The organism is Micromonospora phytophila, from assembly GCF_023656545.1.
GTDB classification, from domain to species: Bacteria; Actinomycetota; Actinomycetes; order Mycobacteriales; family Micromonosporaceae; genus Micromonospora; species Micromonospora phytophila.
In genome coordinates this window covers 1-14,009 of record NZ_JAMOKF010000121.1, presented here as the reverse complement: position 1 = coordinate 14,009, position 14,009 = coordinate 1, and the positions used below count along the sequence as shown (strand labels likewise).

Sequence of the window (14,009 nt, the reverse complement as noted above, 5' to 3'; positions counted from 1 at the left end):
TGGCGCTCGGGACGGGCCTCGGGGTCACCCTGCTGGGGGCGGTCGTGGCGGCGCTGTTGACCGCTCGTCGGGTCCTGCGCCGGCGCGACGGGAGCCGCGCCCCGCGGCGACGGCGTCACGTGGCGGCCGGGTTGTTCCTGCTGGCGGGGTTGAGCTGCGCGACGGTCACGGCCACGGTGATGCAGGGCCGGGGCGCGGACGCCATGCAGACGGCGGGACAGGCCTCCATCTGGTTCGCCATCGGTCTGGCGCTGCTGGGTCCGGTGCTGCTGCGGGCGGTGGTGACGGCCCTGGCCGCCCTGCTCCGGGTCACCGCCGGACGCCGGGGCGCCCCGAACGGCACCGGAGATCTGGCGGTGACCAACGTCCGCCAGCGCGCCGGGCAGGTGGCGGCGGGACTCATGCCGGTCATCCTGTTCACCGGCATCAGCACGGCGACGCTGTCGATGCAGCGGGTGGAGAACCGCGCCCTGGCGGCGGAGGGCGCGGTGAAGGACGACGTGGTGAAGAACGTCGAGACGTTGAACTACGTGGTCGTCGGCATGATCGCGGTGTTCGCGGCGATCATGCTGGTGAACACGCTGGTCGCGGCCACCACGTACCGGCGGCGGGAGTTCGGCCAGCAGCGGCTGGCCGGGGCCACCCCGGGGCAGGTCCTGGCGATGGTGGGCGTGGAGGGGGCGGTGCTCGCCGTCACCGGCGTGCTGGCCGGGGTGGCGGCGTCGTTGGTGACGCTGGTGCCGTACGGCATCGCGCGCACCGGCTCGGCGGTGCCGGACGTGTCGGCGTGGATCTACGGCGGGGTGCTGGCGGTCGCGGTGCTGCTGACCTTCACCGCGAGCCTCGGTGCGGCCGGGCGGACGCTGCGGGTGCCGGCGGTCGCCGCGGTGGGTCACTGACGTCGCGGTAGCCGCTCCCGGCACGGGGCGGGAGCGGCGACCGCGACGGCGTGTCGCGGGCGCCGTCGGCGGGCGGTGAGCGCCGGCCGGCCGGCCCGGCTCACCAGGAGCCGGCGGTGGGGCCGGCGGAGCCGCCCCGGCGGCGCAGGTACTTCTCGAACTCCTGGGCGATCTCGTCACCGGTCAGCGGGGTGATGCCCGCGTCGCCGACGCGTTCCTCCAGCTCGCGGACGTACTCGCCGAGCTCGGCGTCCTGCTCGGCGGCGCCGCGCACCCGCTGCTCCCACTCGGCGGCCTCCTCGGCCAGGTCGGCCATCGGCACCGGCAGGTCGAGCACGTCCTCGACCCGGTGCAGCAGGGCGAGGGTGGCCTTCGGGCAGGGCGGGTTGTTGGCGTAGTGCGGCACGTGCACCCAGAACGAGACGGCCTCGACCTCGGCCTTGGTGCACGCGTCGTGCAGCACGCCGACGATGCCGGTGGGCCCGTCGTAGCGGGTGGGGGTGAGCTGGTAGCGCTCGGCGGCCTGGGCGTCGGAGGCGCTGCCGCTGATCGGCAGCGGCCGGGTGTACGGCACGTCGGCCAGCAGGGCGCCGAGCAGGACCACCCGCTCGACCTCCAGGCTGTGGCAGATCTCCAGGACCTGCTCGCAGAACGTGCGCCAGCGCATGCTCGGCTCGATGCCGCGGATCAGCACGACGTCGCGTTCGGTGCCCTCGGGGCTGGCCACCATGAACCGGGTGGTCGGCCACTCGACCCGGCGGGTCTCGCCCTCGGCCATGGTGATGGTCGGGCGGCTGACCTGGAAGTCGTAGAAGTCCTCCGGGTCGAGCTCGGTGACCTGGCGGGCCTGCCACACCTGTTCCAGGTGCTCGACGGCGGCGGTGGACGCGTCGGCGGCGTCGTTCCAGCCCTCGAAGGCGGCGATGGCCACGGGGGACCGCAGCACCGGCAGTCCGTCGAACTCGGTCACGCCGTCACCTCGCCCTGCTCGTCGGGGACGGTGCCGGGGGCGAACCCGGTCGTCCGCCCGCCGGGCACGGTGGCGTTGCTGTTGTCCTTCACGTCCGTCAGCCTACGTGCCGGGGCGGGCGGCGGCCCGTCGGCCGCGCCGGTCGGGACCGGCGACGGACGGTCATAGGATGATGAACCGGACAGGGTGATCCCGCTGACAGAATGTGGGAACCGGGCGCGGGTGCGGACGGGCCTCAAGCGCTCGCACTAACCTGAACCCGTGCGAACTTCGTTGCTCGACGTGCTGGCAGACCGGATCCTCATCGCCGACGGGGCGATGGGCACGATGCTGCAGGCGGCCGACCTGACCCTGGACGACTTCGAGGGTCTCGAGGGCTGCAACGAGATCCTCAACGTCACCCGCCCGGACGTGGTCCGGGGGGTGCACGAGGCGTACCTGGCGGCCGGGGCGGACTGCGTCGAGACGAACACCTTCGGCGCGAACCTGGCCAACCTGGCCGAGTACGACATCCAGCACCGCATCCGGGAGCTCTCCGAGGCGGGCGCGCGGATCGCCCGGGAGGCCGCCGACGCGTACGGCACCCCCGAGCGGCCCCGGTTCGTGCTCGGCTCGATCGGGCCGGGCACGAAGCTGCCCACTCTCGGGCACGCCGCGTACGCCACGCTGCGCGACGCGTACGCCGAGAACGCCGCCGGCCTCATCGCCGGCGGCGCGGACGCCCTGATCGTCGAGACGTGCCAGGACCTGCTGCAGGTCAAGGCGGCGGTGGTCGGGTCGCACCGGGCGATGGCGGAGCTGGGCCGGAAGGTCCCGCTGATCTGCCACGTGACCGTGGAGACCACCGGCACCATGCTGCTGGGCAGCGAGATCGGTGCGGCGTTGACCGCGATCGAGCCGCTCGGGGTGGACCTGATCGGGCTGAACTGCGCCACCGGGCCGGCGGAGATGAGCGAACACCTGCGCTACCTGTCCCAGCACGCCCGGGTGCCGCTGTCGGTGATGCCGAACGCGGGCCTGCCGCAGCTGACCGCCGACGGCGCGGTCTACCCGCTGACCCCGCCGGAGTTGGCCGACGCGATGGAGCGTTTCGTCGGCGAGTACGGGGTGGGGCTGGTCGGTGGCTGTTGCGGCACCACCCCGGAGCACATCCGGGTGCTGGCCGAGCGCCTGCGCGGCGCCACCCCGGCGCCGCGGGAGCCGCGGCGTGAGGCCGGCGTCTCGTCGATCTACCACTCGGTGCCGTTCGCCCAGGACGCCTCGGTGCTGATGGTGGGGGAGCGGACCAACGCCAACGGCTCCAAGGCGTTCCGGGAGGCCATGCTCGCCGGTGACTGGCAGGCCTGCGTGGAGATCGCCCGCAGCCAGGCCCGGGACGGCTCGCACCTGCTGGACCTGTGCGTGGACTACGTCGGCCGGGACGGCACGCAGGACATGCGGGAGCTGGCCGGCCGGTTCGCCACCGCCTCCACCCTGCCGATCGTGCTGGACTCCACCGAGCCCGCCGTGGTCGAGGCCGGGCTGGAGATGCTCGGTGGGCGGTGCGTGGTCAACTCGGTGAACTTCGAGGACGGCGACGGCCCCGACTCCCGCTACGCCCGGGTGATGCCGGTCGTCGCCGAGCACGGCGCCGCGGTGGTCGCGCTGCTCATCGACGAGGAGGGGCAGGCCCGTACCAGGGAATGGAAGGTTCGGGTCGCGGCGCGGTTGATCGACGACCTGACCGGCCGGTGGGGGCTGGACCGCTCGGACATCCTGATCGACGCGCTGACCTTCCCGATCGCCACCGGGCAGGAGGAGACCCGCCGCGACGGCATCGAGACCATCGAGGCGATCCGGGAGATCGCCGCCCGCTACCCGGGGGTCAACTTCACCCTGGGCATCTCGAACGTCTCGTTCGGGCTCAACCCGGCGGCGCGGCAGGTGCTGAACTCGGTGTTCCTGCACGAGTGCGTGGCCGCCGGGCTCACCTCGGCGATCGTGCACGCCAGCAAGATCCTGCCGATGTCGAGGATTCCCGACGAGCAGCGCGAGGTCGCCCTGGACCTGGTCTACGACCGGCGCCGCGAGGGCTACGACCCGGTGCAGCGCTTCATCGAGCTCTTCGAGGGTGTCGACGTCACCAGCGCCCGGGCGACCCGGGCGCAGGAGTTGGCGGGGCTGCCGCTGGACGAGCGGCTCAAGCGCCGGATCATCGACGGCGAGCGCAACGGCCTGGAGGCCGACCTCGACGAGGCGATGGCCGGTGGTCGGGCCCCGTTGTCGATCATCAACGACATCCTGTTGGACGGGATGAAGGTCGTCGGCGAGTTGTTCGGCTCCGGGCAGATGCAGCTGCCGTTCGTGCTCCAGTCCGCCGAGGTGATGAAGACCGCGGTGGCGTACCTGGAGCCGCACATGGAGAAGGCCGACGACGGCGGCAAGGGCCGCATCGTGCTCGCCACGGTCAAGGGCGACGTGCACGACATCGGCAAGAACCTGGTGGACATCATCCTGTCCAACAACGGCTACGAGGTGGTGAACATCGGCATCAAGCAGCCGATCAACGCCATCCTGGACGCCGCCGAGCAGCACCGGGCCGACGCGATCGGCATGTCCGGCCTGCTGGTCAAGAGCACCGTGATCATGAAGGAGAACCTGGCTGAGATGGCCTCGCGCGGGGTCGCCGAGCGGTGGCCGGTCCTGCTCGGCGGGGCGGCGCTGACCCGGGCGTACGTCGAGGACGACCTGCGGTCGTTGTTCCCCGGCCAGGTGCACTACGCCCGCGACGCCTTCGAGGGGCTGTCCCTGATGGACCGGGTGATGACCGCCAAGCGCGGCGGCGCGCCGGTGATCGACGCGGAGCGGGAGGCGGCGCTGGCGGCCCGCCGGGAGCGCCGGGAGCGGCAGCGGGCGATGGTGACCGAGTCGCTGCCCGAGCTGCACGACGCCTCCGTGCGCTCCGACGTGGCCGTCGACGTGGAGGTGCCCACCGCGCCGTTCCTGGGCACCCGGGTGATCAAGGGCGTGCCGCTGGCCGACTACGCGGCGCTGCTCGACGAGCGGGCCACCTTCCTCGGGCAGTGGGGGCTGCGCGGCGCCCGCGGTGGCACGGGACCGTCGTACGAGGAGCTGGTGGAGACCGAGGGCCGGCCGCGGCTGCGCTACTGGCTGGACCGGCTGATCGCCGACCAGGTCCTGGAGGCGGCCGTGGTGTACGGCTACTTCCCGGCGTACGCCGAGGGCAACGACCTGGTGGTGCTGGACGAGAACGGGCACGCCGAGCGGGCCCGGTTCTCCTTCCCGCGGCAGCGGCAGGAGCGGCGGCTCTGCCTGGCCGATTACTTCCGCCCGAAGGGCGACGAGTTGGACGTGGTGGCCCTGCAGCTGGTCACCGTGGGCCAGCCGGTCAGCGAGTACACGGCGAAGATGTTCGCCCGCAACGAGTACCGCGACTACCTGGAGGTGCACGGGCTGTCCGTGCAGCTCACGGAGGCCCTCGCCGAGTACTGGCACCGGCGCATTCGCGCCGAGCTGACCCTGCCCGGCGGCCGTACGGTGGCCGACGACGACCCGGCGGACCTGGCCGGCCTGCTGCGCACCGACTACCGCGGCTGCCGGTACGCGTTCGGCTACCCGGCCTGCCCCGACCTGGAGGACCGGGCGAAGATCGTGGACCTGCTCGGTGCGGAGCGCATCGGCGTGCAGCTGTCCGAGGAGTTCCAGCTGATCCCGGAGCAGGCCACCGACGCGATCGTCGTGCACCACCCGGAGGCCAGCTACTTCAACGCCAAGTGATCGCCGCAGGTGCTCTGACCTGCGGTGGAGCGCCCGGAACGGCCCTAATTTCTATGATCATGCCGTCTCCAGGCCGTCCGGGGTCGGTGTTAGCCCGCCGGCGGCGCGACATACGACGAAGCCCCGGGCCGCCATGGGTGTGGCAGATCCGGGGCTTTGGTGTTTATCGGGACAAGGGCAGTGCCTCCGGCGGGGTCCTCGGGCACTCCGGGATGGTTGGCGCCATCCCGACAGCCGTCGTCCGGGCAAAGCCGAATGGGTAGGGCCTGCCCGGTCAAGGTCGTTCAGCCGCTGGGTGCTCCACCTTGACCGGGCAGGCCCTACCCACTCCACGGTGTGCGGACGACGGCCGACGGGATGGCACAGGGCGTAGCGGGGGTTACAGCCGCAAGAGGCGAGGAGCCGAGTCCGGCCGACCAGAATTGAGGATGCGTACCAAGCCCTGTTTGACCATCTGTAGTTGGCTCTCGTCAAGATGGAGAGTGAAGTAGACCTCGGTTGGCAGACGAAGCCTCGCCGCAGCTGATTCTATAAGAACGAGGCGCAGCTCAGTCAGGTCGTGCGGAGGCATCGCCGGCAAGGTCGGTTGCTTGTCGGTGCGGATCTCGCACTCCACGAGTCCGCCGTAGCAACTCCGCCCGCCAGCCTCAATCCAGTACGTGTCCCACCCGAGCGCTCGATCCTGCTCGTCAGGCTCGCCGCACTCCTGGAAGACCAACGACCAGGATTCGCGATCTGGGTCCTCGCGAAGTTCCAGAATGTATACGTAGTCCTGCACGGCAGCCGCGCCGCCCAACACGGTGGGCAGGTAGACGCTCGCGGGGTCGTTCATCCTCATCCTTGATCCAGGTTATGGCACGGTGTCCAGCCTTCGGACCCGCCGTAGCTTATGGCCGAGCGTGCTCGACCGGTGTCCAGGGCCGGTTCAAGATCATGCCGTTTCCAGGCCGTCGAAGGGGGGCCAGCAGTGACCATCGTCGACCATCCACGCCAGGTGTAGCGGCATGTCGGGGCCGCAGTCGTCCGGTTTGATCAACTACGTCCGCGCCCTCGATCAATACCGCTGGAAGTAGTGACTGCCATCATCGCTACTCCGGAACGTAGGTGAACCGCTCGCCGTCCACCCGCAGACTGCCGATCACGGCGAACTGCTCCTCCGCGATCGGAGGCGACGACTTCCCGGCTGCGGGATCCCTCACCTCGGCCCGACCCGGGCTTCCGCTGACGACCAGCATGTCGCCGTCGTCGAGGAGCAACTCCACCGACGGGTACGTCACGATCCGCCGCTGGACCGTCGGGGGATAGTCGACGTCGGGCAGCCGGTCGAACGGGCAGCCGATCGGCTCCGGGTCGGGGCGCGCGGCGCAGCCGTCCAGGTGCGCGCGCACTTGGCGCTCCAGCTCAGGCTGACGGTCTCCCCGGAGGCGCAGTTGTAGAGCGGGTGCCTCACCCGTTCCGGCGACCACAGTGACCGGCGACGCCTCCACAATTGGGTTCCTGGCGACGCGCACCACGTACGCGCCGGGAAAGGCGACCACTTGGCCGAAGTCGCTCTTCGGCACGAGGGTCCCGGCGATCATCAAGGGGTAAGCCGTCCTGGTGTTGGCGGGCAGCGAAAACCACCCGCGATAGATCCGCCACGACTGCTGCGGGTAATCGCGGGTGAACCGGAACTCGCGGTTGTAGGTGGCGCCGGCGACCCGGTAGGTCACCTGCATGGTGGCCACCAGCCCGCTCTCCCCGGGCACGAGCTCCTCAATCTCCAGATGATCGGGCGGGGTGTAGTCCTCGTGCTCCACCGTGTCGTCATCCAGCAGCACTGTCTCCACGTCCTCATCTGGATGGCGGACCAGATACGACCGCGCCTCGTCGGCATCCCGGTCGGCCAGTGCCTCGAAGTACCGGTACACGACCTGCTCGGGCGTCAACGGATCCCGGAACGCCAGCCATCCCCCGACGCCACAAAAAGCCACGACCACAACCACGACCATCCACGGCCGCATGCGTCTGAAGAGCCTTCTTGTGGACGGGCCCAAGGAGGGAAGGTGGCCGGTGTCGTCGGACGCCGGGGCGGTGCCGCAGGCGGGGCAGGAGACCTCCCAGGTCCCCAACAGGGTTCGACAGTTCGGGCAACGCACGGAGCAGCCTCTCGGACGGGGAGAAAAGTGACCGTCGGAGTATTCACCGTTATCGACTCTGGCGCCGCCCCGGCGGAGTTGGTGGTCGCCGCCGCGAGATGGCTCGGAGGCGGGGCGGGGAGGCAGGCAAGATCCTTGGGCACAGATCCGGCACAATCGCGAACCACAAGCCGTGTCAAACGTCGACAGTCCTTGGCGACGGTTGCGCAGGTCGCGGCCGGGATGCCGTCCGATTGAGGATGATCCCTCCCCACCGAAGGTGTATGGGGTTCAAATCTCCTCAGCTCCACCAGTAGCGCCGATGAGTAGCGGAAGCGCTGCCGACAGGCGGTGCCGAGCAGTACAGCAGCGAAGTACAGCAACCGACGACACCGAGCGGAACCACTGTGGCCACCGTCAGACCGTCGACCAGCGTGGCGAGCCGAACGAGGCCGCATTGCCGATCTCTGGGGGACAAGCGGTCGTCGCGACGACGAGCAAGCCCAAGATCATGCCGTCGCCAGGCCGTCTGAGGTGAACCAATGGCGACCAATGACGACCAGCGACGGCAGGCGCATGCGCAGGCCAGGGGTCGTTGGGTCCGGTTGGGGTAGATCCGTCGGCCGCCCTTCACATTGCAACGCCAAGTGACGCCGTCACAGGGCCTGAGCTGAGTGGTCCGCGTCGGGCACGGACCATCACCCCGATTAGTGCACCTGTACGATCAACTCGTGGGGCGGCTCACCCGGCGTGACGGGTGGCTCGCTCGTGAGGTCCGGTGGCACGTCGCGGCCAGGTCCGGCGACTCCGAGACGGGCAAGGTGCTGCGGTGGGAGTTCGACGCACAATGTCCGCCTCGGGGGCTGACGCGAATCGCGCCCGGATAGGGCTTTAGCGCTGCGACACTCGGTCGGTGGGTGGCAAACAGTGGGCGGAGCGGCTGGGGCCGGCCGTCGCGGTGGCCCCCGGCACCCGCGTTGACCGGTTCGAGGTCTTCTTCGACCTGGTCTTCGTCTTCTCGTTCTTCATCATCACCCGGGCCACCGCCGTGAACATCACCGCCGACAGCCTGCTGCACGGCATGCTGGTCCTCGCCGTGCTCTGGTGGTGCTGGGTGGTGCACACGGTGGTCGCGACCCGGGTCCGGCTCGGCGTGGGCTTCGTCCCGGCGTTGATGGTCGTCGGGATGGCCGCGCTGTTCTGCTTCGCGCTGTCCCTGCCGCAGGCGTTTGGTGACCCGGAGCAGTGGGCTATCGGGCCGGTGGTGGTCGCGGTGAGCTACCTGGTGCTCCGCGGCGTGCACCTGCTGCTGTACTGGCACGTCGCCGGGGAGAGACCCGGCGAGCGTCGCCTGTTGCTGAAGTACTCCCCTGAACTGGTGTTGAGCACCCTTCTGCTGCTGGCTGCCGCGCTGATCCCGCCGCAGATCGAGGGCCGGGGGCGGGCCGACATGGTGCGCGACGGACTCTGGATCGCCGTCGTCCTGTTGCAGTACGGCGCCGGCCTGGTCGCCAACACGTGGGGCTGGGTGCTGACCTCCGCCGAGCACTGGACTGAACGGTACGACCTCATCCTCATCATCGCCCTGGGCGAGTCGATCATCTCCGTCGGCGTCGGCGGCAACCTGCTCGGTGAGCCCGTCACCTGGCGGGGCGTCACCGCCGCGGTGCTCGGCATCTTCTTCACCGCCGCCCTGTGGTGGACGCACTTCGACGTCATCGCTCCGGCCGCCCGGATCGCGCAGCACGCGGCGCAGGGACGCCTCCGGGTCTCAATGGCGCGGGACGCCTACGCGTACTCACAGCTCGTCATGATCGGTGGGATCATCCTGTTCGCCCTCGGAGCAGAGGAGATCGTGCGGCAGATCGCGGACGACTCGATCAACCTCGCCGAGCCGACGCACGGCCCGGGCGTGCTGCTGTTGTTCGGCGGGGTGATCTGCTACCTCTGCGGCGGGATGCTGTTCCAACTGCGCACCCTCGGCACGCTCTCCTGGACCCGCGTCGGTACCGTGCTCGTACTCGCGGTCGCCATCCCCCTCGCCACACGCCTCCCCGCACTGGCGGCGCTCAGCCTGCTGACGGCCATCTGCATCGGGCTGGTCGCGACCGAGGTGGCAGTCATGGCCGACGCCCGCCGAGCCCTGCACGGCGCCGTCTTCGAGGAAAAGACCACCTACGAGAAGCACGAGGCCGACTGGCGGGCCCGCTGGCACGAAGAAGCCCCCGACGAGAAACCCCGCTGAGGAGCCTCGTCCCGCCAGGCGCCGGCCGACGTCTTGATCATCCGGTCAACCATCCCTCGGGCAGGTGCCTCGTCCGGGAAGTCGTGCAAGACCTCCTGCCCTCCGTCGCCACCGAGTCGGCCACGCACCTGCCAGAGCTGGCCGTCCGAAGGCAGCCAGATGTCCCGCCGAGCCAAGCGGCCCCAGTTCCCGTTCCACCAGTGACCACGCTGTACCTCCACCAGCAGCAGCATGGCCGAACACGTGTTCGGCCTGCCGGCTGCCGCCGGGTCGGGTCTCAGGACCTCCGTGACAGGGACGTGGGTGACAGATTTGGCTCGCCAAGTAGGGCCTTGCGGATCATGTCGTCGTAGGCTCCAGGCATGCACCGCACCCTGACTGAGCACGCGCGGTGTCTCTACGGAGATGAGTACCGACCCAAGCCAGAGTGCGATCGCGAGCACCGAGAGCACTACTTCGTCGAAGAGTTGACCTTCGCTGACGCGGACTCCATCCTCGCCATGTTGCATGAGCTGTGCCCGCACGTGGCTGACGGCTTCTTGCCGGTATGGGTTCGCAACCTGGCCTATCGGCTGATGCTACTGCAGCGGCCCGAGGAGCCGGTGCTGATGCGAGAGGCTGCTCAGAACCTATGGCTTCATGGCCCCGATTGGGACGACATCGTGGCAGACCTGACGCGCCGGGCCGATGCTCTGGAAGCCGGCTGAACATGGCTGGCTGGTGGAGAGTTCACCGTGCGGCGATGCGCCTGGCCCGCTGAGGTCGCCGAGCCGGGTGTCACGCAGATCCTGATAACGATCTGTCATGCAGGTCCTGAGGCCGGACATGCCGGCTGGCGCCTGCCTAGTCCCACCACATGGTTGACAGATCCGTAACCACCTCATGCTTTTCAGATGATCTAGTGACGGTCCGCGGAACCTCCGAAGTCAGTCGCCGATGAACAAAAGCCTGCCGGGCGGGTCTGATCCGGCGCCGCGGCCGTCGCGGCGGGTGTTCAGTCCGGAGTTCAAGCTGCGGATCCTTGCCGAATATGAGAATGCCCCGCATGGGGAGAAAGCGGCGGTGTTGCGGCGGGAAGGGTTGTATTCGTCGCATCTGATCGAGTGGGCGAGAGCCCGCGACGTCGGGGCTCTGACCGGCAGCGGCAGCGACGGGGATTCATCCTCGGGATCGCGGCGGCCGGCTCGGAAGACGGCTGAGCAGGTCGAGTTGGAGAAGCTACGCCGGCAGAACGAGAAACTGCAGGCGGATCTGAAGAAGACCCGGATGGCGTTGGACATCATGGGTAAAGCACACGCGCTCTTGGAAGAACTCTCCGAGAGCGCGGACAACGATCCGCCGCCGAGCAGATCCTGACCACCGCCTTCACCGATCTGCGGTCCGCGGAGCTGTCGGTGCAGCGCTGTTGTGTGTTGACCGGAACGTCACGGGCGACCCACTACCGGCGGAAGGATGGTCGTGGGCCGGTGCACGGGCCGTGGCTGCCTCGAACCCCACCACCGTCGGCGCTGACCGACACCGAACGGGTCCGGGTCCTCGAGGTGTTGAACAGCCCGGCGTATGCGGATCTGGCGATCCCGCAGGTCTGGGCCCGGGAACTCGACGACGGCCGGTACTGGTGCTCGCTGTCGACGATGTACCGCATCGCCCGCACCGCCGGGCAAGTCAGGGAACGACGCCGGCAGGCCACGCACCCACCGCGGGTGCGCCCCGAACTCGTCGCGACCGGCCCGTCGCAGGTCTGGTCGTGGGACATCACGGCGTTGAAAGGACCCGTCAAAGGAACCTGGTACCGCTGCTACGTCATCATCGACATTTACTCCCGCTACGTCACCGGATGGCTCGTCGCGGCCGGCGAAGACGCGGTCCTGGCACGAGACTTCCTCGCCGACGCGGTCACCCGCAACGGCGTCGAACCGCACACCATCCACGCCGACCGCGGCGGCGTCATGGTGTCCAAACCCGTCTCCGAGATGCTCGTGAACCTCGGCGTGCTCCGCTCACACTCGCGGCCCCGAACCTCAAACGACAACCCGTACTCCGAAGCCCAGTTCAAAACGATGAAATACGTGCCCGACTTCCCCGACCGGTTCGGATCCCTCACCGACGCCCGCGCCTTCTGCGACACATTCTTCACCGCCTACAACCACGAACACCGCCACTCCGGCATCGGCCTGCACACCCCGGCATCAGTCCACTTCGGCACCGCCGAACAGATCCGGGCGCACCGCCAAACCACCCTTGACCAGGCCTACGCCACCCACCCCGACCGGTTCACCCGCCGCCCACGAGCACCCCGAGCACCCGACATCGCCTGGATCAACAACCCAGCCCGGCAAGAACAACCCACCCGCTAACGACAACCTGTCTCAGGTTGACTTGACAACTACCGTTCGCCCGGGACATCCCGAATGCAAGCGCTCCGTGCTCATCCACCAGGCACCACGACTACGTGACGTGCAGATCAACCCGATTTCCAAGTTGACAGTGCGGCTTCGATTCCCGTCACCCGCTCCACGATCAAGGCCCTGGTCAGGACGCGAGTCCGAGCCGGGGCCTTCGACGTTCCAAGATCAATGATCATGCCGCGTGCCATTAGCGTGCCATTAGGCCCGGTCATCCCCGGCCTCGTCCCGGTTCGCTGACCGCTTCTTGCCCCTCTTGCCGCCGGCCTTCTTGCCGGTCGTGTCCTTGGCCTTGCCCGACCCGTCGGCCGACTGCTTGGCCTTCTTTCGGTCGGCCCGCGTTGCCTCGTGCAGCGCCTGGGCGATGGCCCGGTCCGCCTCAGCCGTGACGTGCTGGTAGATCAACGCCGCCTGGGATGAGTCGTGCCCCATCCGCGCCGTCAGGTGGCAAGCCCAAAGCGTCGGCACTCGGCTCGTCGCCGCTCTGCGCGGATTGGGCAACCGCATCTGCACTTTCACGACCTGCGCCACACCGGGAACACTCTTGCCGCACTTGACCGGGGCGAGCACCCGCGTCCTACTGTCCCAGCATGGATACGACATCGGCTTCCTCATGCCAGGCCAAGACGATGACCGCCTGAGCGACGAGCTGCCGCCGCTCCAACTCACGAACGAACAGGAGGCTGCCTGGCGGCGGATCGTCGCGCGGGCGCAGCAGGAGATCGGCGCAGCCGACGAAGATCGATACCCGACGCACCTTGAATTGTGGCTCCAAGACCCCGCCATGCAGCTCTGCTACGCCGGCAACTCCGCGTCCATCGAAATCCCTACCGATACACAGCGACCACAGCCAGCGCGCATGCTGCCATCGCTACTGCGTACGCCCTCGCCCGCATCGTGGAGGCCGAGACAGGGATGCGCGGCCTCGATTACGAGGTGAACCAAGCGATCGAGGACAACGACCTGCCGCGGGCGGTGGCCCGGTACCGGGGTGTCGGACAACACGTCCGCGATCTGGTAGCGGGGCAAGGTCCGCAAGCAGGTCGGGACAGCAGATCACCCCAAACTGACGTGTGAAGCGTCAGGCAAGCTTGAGCGGTGGACGTTGAGGCGGTGCGTGTTGAGGGCTACCACGAGGTCTTGGCGCTTCATCGGATGCTGATGGAGTGCAAGTCCGAGGACCTGGGCACTGTCTACGCCGGCAGCCCGTTCATCGCCGCTATCCAGCACCGCTTGGCCGATGCCCTCGAGGCCGCCGATCCAGGTCGCGGATGGCACGACTGGCGGAGCGCAGACGCCCATCCTCACACCGTCGAGGCCGTCCGTGCTCACCTGACCGAAGCGTGCAGCTGGTGGCAGGAAGCCAACGAAGATCAGCGCCTTGCCTACGTCAGAGATCTCCTCGCGCCCTTGCGTCCCTCACAGGAGTTGCTTGCCGAGCTGGCCACAACCGCGACGACACGCCCGCCGGGTGACTGACTCGAAAATCGCTGAGTGAGTGGGCAGGCGGTAGCGCCCGGCGTAGCGAAGCGGAGCCGGGCTGTGGTGTTGGTGGTGTCAGGCTGCGGTGGGTAGGTCGGGCTCGGGGTGGAGGGT

At 68.9% G+C, this 14,009-nt stretch carries 12 protein-coding genes; 7 read left to right on the top strand and 5 right to left on the bottom strand.

Annotated elements, in window-relative coordinates:
• On the top strand, positions 1–899 hold an 899-nt coding region (locus tag NCC78_RS16275; protein ID WP_250795416.1), incomplete at its 5' end, for an FtsX-like permease family protein.
• Between the two features lie 100 nt (positions 900–999).
• On the opposite strand, the gene NCC78_RS16270 is transcribed toward NCC78_RS16275, so the two are convergent.
• Positions 1,000–1,869 carry a PAC2 family protein gene (locus NCC78_RS16270; RefSeq protein ID WP_250795415.1) on the bottom strand — a complete coding sequence of 290 codons (870 nt, stop codon included), beginning with the start codon at positions 1,867–1,869 and terminating at the stop codon, positions 1,000–1,002.
• Positions 1,870–2,130: 261 nt separating this feature from the next.
• On the opposite strand from NCC78_RS16270, the gene metH reads away from it, so the two are divergent.
• Positions 2,131–5,646 (top strand): methionine synthase, encoded by a 3,516-nt coding sequence (metH, locus tag NCC78_RS16265; protein ID WP_250795413.1) that lies wholly within the window; start codon positions 2,131–2,133, stop codon positions 5,644–5,646.
• A 379-nt stretch (positions 5,647–6,025) separates the two neighbouring features.
• Here metH and NCC78_RS16260 read toward each other — a convergent pair whose 3' ends face one another.
• Complete coding sequence (locus tag NCC78_RS16260) at positions 6,026–6,484, bottom strand: Imm10 family immunity protein (RefSeq protein ID WP_250795412.1); 459 nt, start codon at positions 6,482–6,484, stop codon at positions 6,026–6,028.
• 250 nt (positions 6,485–6,734) lie between these two features.
• Positions 6,735–7,637 (bottom strand): hypothetical protein, encoded by a 903-nt coding sequence (locus NCC78_RS16255; RefSeq protein WP_250795411.1) that lies wholly within the window; start codon positions 7,635–7,637, stop codon positions 6,735–6,737.
• Positions 7,638–8,676: 1,039 nt separating this feature from the next.
• On the opposite strand from NCC78_RS16255, the gene NCC78_RS16250 reads away from it, so the two are divergent.
• The 4 genes from NCC78_RS16250 (at position 8,677) to NCC78_RS16235 (ending at position 12,365) form a co-directional block, all read left to right on the top strand.
• Positions 8,677–10,008, top strand: coding sequence for a low temperature requirement protein A (locus NCC78_RS16250; protein ID WP_250795410.1), 1,332 nt, complete (start codon positions 8,677–8,679; stop codon positions 10,006–10,008).
• Positions 10,009–10,370: 362 nt separating this feature from the next.
• Positions 10,371–10,715, top strand: a complete 345-nt coding sequence (locus NCC78_RS16245; RefSeq protein ID WP_250795408.1) for a hypothetical protein — start codon at positions 10,371–10,373, stop codon at positions 10,713–10,715.
• Positions 10,716–10,944: 229 nt separating this feature from the next.
• Positions 10,945–11,364: a transposase gene (locus NCC78_RS16240; RefSeq protein WP_250795407.1), complete on the top strand. Its 420-nt coding sequence runs from the start codon at positions 10,945–10,947 to the stop codon at positions 11,362–11,364.
• Positions 11,365–11,474: 110 nt separating this feature from the next.
• Positions 11,475–12,365: a DDE-type integrase/transposase/recombinase gene (locus tag NCC78_RS16235; RefSeq protein WP_250795405.1), complete on the top strand. Its 891-nt coding sequence runs from the start codon at positions 11,475–11,477 to the stop codon at positions 12,363–12,365.
• A 249-nt stretch (positions 12,366–12,614) separates the two neighbouring features.
• Here NCC78_RS16235 and NCC78_RS16230 read toward each other — a convergent pair whose 3' ends face one another.
• Entirely contained in the window at positions 12,615–12,983 is a 369-nt protein-coding gene (locus NCC78_RS16230; protein WP_250795404.1) for a hypothetical protein, read from the bottom strand.
• Positions 12,984–12,990: 7 nt separating this feature from the next.
• Complete coding sequence (locus NCC78_RS16225; RefSeq protein ID WP_250795403.1) at positions 12,991–13,188, bottom strand: hypothetical protein; 198 nt, start codon at positions 13,186–13,188, stop codon at positions 12,991–12,993.
• A gap of 323 nt (positions 13,189–13,511) precedes the next feature.
• Here NCC78_RS16225 and NCC78_RS16220 point away from each other — a divergent pair, with 323 nt between their 5' ends.
• Complete coding sequence (locus tag NCC78_RS16220; RefSeq protein WP_250795402.1) at positions 13,512–13,892, top strand: hypothetical protein; 381 nt, start codon at positions 13,512–13,514, stop codon at positions 13,890–13,892.
• The last annotated feature ends 117 nt before the right edge of the window (positions 13,893–14,009 follow it).